Below are 5,643 nucleotides of genomic sequence, written 5' to 3'. Positions count from 1 at the left end.
GTAGTGTGGGGTCTCCCCATGCGAGAGTAGGGAACTGCCAGGCATCAAACAAGTGAAGAAGCCCTGAACGAAAGTTCAGGGCTTTTTTACGTCTGCAGATCGATGAATTCCCCCCTAAAAGCCACGAAAACATCCCACTTGCGGCTAACTGATCGGGTAAACTACGGCCAGATTAATCAGTAAAGGCCGTGAAATGTCCAGCCCCCGCACTTCTTTAAAAGCTTTCAACACATTGGGTCTAGAGATCAGTACTCAAGCCCTGTATATCGCTGACACGCCCGAAGCCATTATTGATGCCTGGCAAGCGACTCAGCAGCGGCATCAACCTTTCATCGTGTTAGGTGAAGGAAGCAACGTGCTATTTCTTGAGGACTTTAATGGTGGAGTGATCGTCAACGCTATTAAAGGCATCTCTCTTGAAGAGAAAGATGAAGCATGGCATTTACATGTGGGCGCAGGCGAAAACTGGCATGAGCTGGTCGAGCATACTTTAAAGAAAGGCATCACTGGCCTGGAAAACCTGGCGCTCATCCCTGGGATGGCCGGTTCAGCACCTATACAGAATATTGGCGCCTATGGCGTCGAATTCAAAGACATTTGCCACTATGTAGATGCGCTGCACTTGCCCACGCAAAAAATCAGACGCCTTTATCGTGAAGAATGCTTATTCGGCTATCGTGACAGTATCTTCAAGCATGCATTGAAGGATGATTACGTGATTGTTGCCATTGGGCTTTGTTTAGCAAAGCAGTGGAAACCTGTCTTAAGCTATGGCGATTTAGCCAAACTTAACCCTGCCACAGTGTGCGCATGGGATGTGTTCCATGCGGTGTGCCATATGCGAAAAAGCAAATTACCGGATCCCAAGATAACGGGCAATGTGGGCAGCTTCTTCAAAAACCCTCTGATCTCCCATGAACAGGCCTCCGCACTGATGCGAGAGTGGCAAGATATGCCGCATTACCCGCAGGCGAATGGTGAGGTCAAATTGGCCGCAGGCTGGTTGATCGATCAATGTAACCTGAAAGGCTTCAGCGTCGGTGGTGCCGCTGTCCATCGCCAGCAGGCACTGGTATTGATCAATGAAGATCAGGCGACACCGCAAGATATTGTTGGGCTCGCTCACCATGTACGAAATTCCGTTGGTGAGAAATTCAATGTTTGGCTGGAGCCAGAGGTGCGTTTTATTGGTGCTCAGGGCGAACGTAATGCCGTTGAGGTAATTTCATGAAAGATCATAACGTGCCACTCAAATTGGTCGCGCTTCTGGCAGATGGAGAGTTTCACTCAGGTGAACATCTGGGAGAATCGCTGGGCATGAGCCGTGCTGCGATTAACAAGCACATCCAGACATTGAAAAGCTGGGGTCTGGATGTTTACACCGTCACGGGTAAAGGTTATAGCTTGCCTGCTCCTATACAGCTATTGGATGAAGCGGAAATCCTGTCACATCTGCAGCAACCGGACCTGGCGGTGATTCCCGTCATTGATTCAACGAACCAATACTTATTAGAACGCATGGACCAGTTGGTATCAGGTTACGCGTGTATTGCAGAATATCAGCAAGCCGGACGAGGCCGTCGAGGCCGCAAATGGTTCTCACCGTTTGGCGCTAATTTATATCTTTCGATGTATTGGCGACTTGAGCAAGGTCCGGCTGCGGCAATGGGGCTGAGCTTAGTGATTGGTATTGTTATGGCTGAAGTGCTTCAGTCCCTTGGCGCACCTGATGTCCGCGTGAAATGGCCAAACGATCTCTATCTCAACGACCGCAAGCTGGCGGGTATTCTGGTTGAACTCACAGGTAAAACCGGCGATGCCGCACAAATTGTCATGGGCGCAGGTGTCAATCTGGTGATGCGTTCAGAAAGTGCGACAGAGATTAATCAGGGTTGGATAAATCTGCAGGAAGCCGGCGTCAAAATTAATCGCAATGAACTCGCGGCTAAAATAATCAATAGCCTGCGTGATGCCTTACCCGTTTTTGAACGTGATGGACTGACGCCGTTTGTGGGACGTTGGGATACGCTGGATAACTTTATCAATCGCCCGGTAAAACTGTTGATTGGCGATAGAGAGGTTCACGGTATTGCTCGCGGCATTGATAAACAGGGCGGATTATTACTCGAGCAGGATGGAGAAATTAAATCTTGGGTGGGTGGTGAAATTTCGCTGCGACCAGGTCATTAAGCTTATTCATTAAAAAAACGCCCTGATATGACAGGGCGTTTATACCCTTCATCCTTCAAATTACAGGTGCGTTGGCTACGTGCATTCTCCTCTGTCACTTACTTCAGTAAGCTCCCGAGGATTCATGCACTTGCCGCCTTCCTGAATCTCGAATTATTTTGGGTATAGCTATCTGTTTGTTATTTTCTCAGCCTAACACTTTGAACAGCATGGTCTGCGGATTTCGTCATAATCAAACTCGCACGCTCACGAGTAGGTAGAATGTTTTCTTTTAAATTCAGCCAGTTGATCTCTTTCCACAGCCCTCGGGCGATATTCAATGCTTCTTCTTCGGGTAATTGTGAATAGTGATGGAAATAAGAGTCGGGATCGCTGAATGCCCCTTCGCGAAATTTCAGGAAGCGATTAACGTACCAGTTTTCTAATAAGGCTTCAGGTGCATCGACATAAATCGAAAAGTCGACAAAGTCAGAAACAAATACATGGTGAGGATCGTGAGGATAATCCATACCACTTTGCAGTACGTTGAGCCCTTCAAGAATCAAAATATCGGGCTGTTGCACAACTTTGTCACCATCAGGGATCACATCGTAAATAAGATGCGAATACACCGGTGCTGTGACCTGGCTGGCACCCGATTTCAAATCCGACACGAAATTCACCAGACGATGCATATCGTAGGATTGCGGGAACCCTTTCTTTTTCATCAGGCCGCGTTCTTTAAGCACCGCATTGGGGTGCAAAAAGCCATCAGTGGTAATCAACTCAACTTTACGATGTTCGGGCCAACGGCTCAGCAGTGCTTGCAGCACACGTGCCGTGGTGCTTTTACCCACCGCAACACTTCCAGCAATGCTGATGATGTAAGGGATTTTTTGGCCATTCATGCCTAGGAATTGCTCTAAAACGGCCTGGCGGCGCAAATTCGAGCTGATATAAAAGTTGAGTAGACGGGATAGCGGCAGATAGATTTCTGCGACCTCTTCTAAAGAGAGATCTTCATTGATTCCACGCAGTCGTTCAATCTCGCCTTCTGCCAATGTCATCGGCACTGAATCGCGTAATGCGGCCCATTGCTGACGGTCAAACTGCAGATATGGCGTGGTTAGTGGTGTCGTTTTTTTACTCATAAGCATGCATCTGACCGCAAATTCTGGCTCATCAACATCTTGCAGCAGCAAGCATACAATGATGCGGAGAACTCAGTTGCACGTCACGGGGGGTAATTTAACGAGAACAATGGGCTGGAGGGTAACACCAGTGCGACTTCGAAAAGAAGCAAAATGATAAACCTGAGCACGCTTTCGTAAGCGTGCCCGCATTTTTGATATCGCTCAGTAGCTTGTTGTGAGCGTTTCTGCTGCGCTGGTCCGCAAGCGCTTGTAATAGATTGCACCGGGGTGAGGGTGGCCATCGGCGCACAATGCGTAGTCAGGCAGCTCTCCAAGATAGTGATAGCCATGAGCACGGTAGAAGTGCTCGATGGGTGATCCTGCCAGCACATCCAAATACAACAGGCTACGTTGGTAACTCTCCGCTTTACTCTCCAGCCTGTTCATCAGTTCGCGGCCAATACCTTCGCGCTGTGCCGTTGAGTGCACCAGTAAGTGCAAGACCTCCGCTCGGTTTCGTCCATCGGGGCGCTGACAGATGCTGAGCTGCACGCTACCCGCTACGCCATCATCTGTAAGCGCAACCCACAGTAATAATTCATGACGTGCCATGCCGTCTCGCAAGCTATGAAAATAACGTTCAGCTTCCTGATGTGCTTGCTGGCCATGAGAAGAATGGAATGCTGCTGCCATATTGTGTTGAATGGCATCAATCATTAATGCAGCCAGCGCTTTTCGATAGCTTGGCAACGTCTCAGCATTAAGTTGAACAATATTCATAAGGCATTCTCCTCAACCAAACCCAGACTTTTAAACAAAGCAAAATGCGGGCCAGCACAAAAAACCTGCGATCGAGCGTTAAGTGAGAAAAAATTGACCAAACTGCACAACGAGAATGCAGCATGACCCACTAATGTGCAGAACAAATGACACGGATAAAAAGCTCAGGGCGTAGTTCACTGGCGTAAAAACACACTGAATTTGGGTGAAAAAACTGCATGTAATGGGCTATTTGCGATGATTTGCACAAATAGTAAGCGATAGAACAAAAATGACGATTTTTTTGTTGCATCCTGGGCGCGGTCTTCCTAGAATGCGCTCCACTTGATGCCGGCTTAGCTCAGTTGGTAGAGCAACTGACTTGTAATCAGTAGGTCACCAGTTCGATTCCGGTAGCCGGCACCATCAAGTAGGTGGGATTCCCGAGCGGCCAAAGGGAGCAGACTGTAAATCTGCCGTCTCAGACTTCGAAGGTTCGAATCCTTCTCCCACCACCATCTCAACCTCTTGGTTGGGCGTCAGATAAAGTCTTTGTCTGGCGGGTGAGTTCATCTCTCTCACCTTCGAATTCAGATTGCGTAGTAACGCAATCAAAGTCGGCCAGAAACTCTGGCAGGCTCGAATAATAGAAGGTCTTCTTTTATTATTCATAAGCTACAGAAAGAACAGGTAGCCGAGTTCCAGGATGCGGGCATCGTATAATGGCTATTACCTCAGCCTTCCAAGCTGATGATGCGGGTTCGATTCCCGCTGCCCGCTCCAGATGTGCTGATATGGCTCAGTTGGTAGAGCGCACCCTTGGTAAGGGTGAGGTCCCCAGTTCGACTCTGGGTATCAGCACCACTTCCTTTATCTCTCTCCTGATTCTCTCTCTGTAAACCAAACAGTCAGGCATTGCCTGGTTGATATGACGATATCTTCGATATATCCGTGTCTTAGAGGGACTAGCGATGGCTAAAGAGCAATTTCAACGTAACAAACTGCACGTAAACGTGGGCACCATCGGTCACGTTGACCACGGTAAAACCACCCTGACTGCTGCAATCACCACCGTTCTGGCTAAAACCTACGGCGGTAAGGCAAGTAAATTCGACGAGATCGATAAAGCGCCTGAAGAGAAAGCACGTGGTATCACCATCAACACTTCACACGTTGAATATGAAACCCCGACTCGTCACTACGCTCACGTTGACTGCCCAGGCCACGCCGACTATGTGAAAAACATGATCACCGGTGCTGCGCAGATGGACGGCGCGATCCTGGTTGTTGCTGCGACTGATGGCCCAATGCCACAGACCCGTGAGCACATCCTGCTGGGTCGTCAGGTTGGCGTTCCTTACATCATCGTGTTCCTGAACAAGTGCGACATGGTTGATGACGAAGAGCTGCTGGAACTGGTAGAGATGGAAGTTCGTGACCTGCTGTCAGCATATGACTTCCCAGGCGATGATACTCCAATTATCCGCGGTTCTGCTCTGAAAGCGCTGGAAGGCGACGCTGAGTGGGAAGCTAAGATCATTGAGCTGGCTGGTCACCTGGATACCTATATCCCAGAGCCAGT

Annotated in this window: 5 protein-coding genes and 4 tRNA genes; 7 read left to right on the top strand and 2 right to left on the bottom strand. The window is 48.9% G+C overall.

Annotation, left to right across the window (positions count from 1 at the left end; translation table 11 throughout):
* Positions 1-193 precede the first annotated feature (193 nt).
* Together murB and birA are read left to right on the top strand one after the other, a co-directional pair.
* Positions 194-1,231, top strand: coding sequence for a UDP-N-acetylmuramate dehydrogenase (gene murB / locus ACPUC8_RS25960; protein ID WP_494927744.1), 1,038 nt, complete (start codon positions 194-196; stop codon positions 1,229-1,231).
* Complete coding sequence (gene birA / locus ACPUC8_RS25955) at positions 1,228-2,190, top strand: bifunctional biotin--[acetyl-CoA-carboxylase] ligase/biotin operon repressor BirA (RefSeq protein WP_494927743.1); 963 nt, start codon at positions 1,228-1,230, stop codon at positions 2,188-2,190. Before murB ends, birA begins: the two co-directional genes overlap by 4 nt.
* Before the next feature lie 179 nt (positions 2,191-2,369).
* Here the strand turns inward: birA and coaA are convergent, their stop codons facing one another.
* The gene (gene coaA / locus ACPUC8_RS25950; RefSeq protein WP_039335880.1) at positions 2,370-3,320 is read right to left on the bottom strand and encodes a type I pantothenate kinase; all 951 of its coding nucleotides are present in this window, start codon (positions 3,318-3,320) and stop codon (positions 2,370-2,372) included.
* Between the two features lie 204 nt (positions 3,321-3,524).
* Positions 3,525-4,082 carry a GNAT family N-acetyltransferase gene (locus ACPUC8_RS25945; protein ID WP_494927742.1) on the bottom strand — a complete coding sequence of 186 codons (558 nt, stop codon included), beginning with the start codon at positions 4,080-4,082 and terminating at the stop codon, positions 3,525-3,527.
* 329 nt (positions 4,083-4,411) lie between these two features.
* Here ACPUC8_RS25945 and ACPUC8_RS25940 point away from each other — a divergent pair.
* The 5 genes from ACPUC8_RS25940 to ACPUC8_RS25920 form a co-directional block, all read left to right on the top strand.
* Positions 4,412-4,487: transfer RNA gene (locus tag ACPUC8_RS25940), tRNA-Thr, on the top strand.
* A gap of 7 nt (positions 4,488-4,494) precedes the next feature.
* Positions 4,495-4,579: transfer RNA gene (locus ACPUC8_RS25935), tRNA-Tyr, on the top strand.
* A 190-nt stretch (positions 4,580-4,769) separates the two neighbouring features.
* Positions 4,770-4,844, top strand: a tRNA-Gly gene (locus tag ACPUC8_RS25930).
* 5 nt (positions 4,845-4,849) lie between these two features.
* A tRNA-Thr gene (locus ACPUC8_RS25925) sits at positions 4,850-4,925 on the top strand.
* Between the two features lie 107 nt (positions 4,926-5,032).
* Positions 5,033-5,643, top strand: a 611-nt coding sequence (locus ACPUC8_RS25920) for a GTP-binding protein (RefSeq protein ID WP_494927741.1), incomplete at its 3' end; no start/stop codon positions are given.

The sequence above is a fragment of the Pantoea sp. CFCC18177 genome (assembly GCF_059412425.1).
This window is presented reverse-complemented; position numbering and strand designations above follow the sequence as displayed.

Excerpts from the sequence above, each read along its gene's own strand:
- murB (WP_494927744.1), top strand. The coding sequence starts at position 194 with ATGTCCAGCCCCCGCACTTCTTTAAAAGCTTTCAACACATTGGGTCTA.
- birA (WP_494927743.1), top strand. The coding sequence starts at position 1,228 with ATGAAAGATCATAACGTGCCACTCAAATTGGTCGCGCTTCTGGCAGAT.
- coaA (WP_039335880.1), bottom strand. The coding sequence starts at position 3,320 with ATGAGTAAAAAAACGACACCACTAACCACGCCATATCTGCAGTTTGAC.
- ACPUC8_RS25945 (WP_494927742.1), bottom strand. The coding sequence starts at position 4,082 with ATGAATATTGTTCAACTTAATGCTGAGACGTTGCCAAGCTATCGAAAA.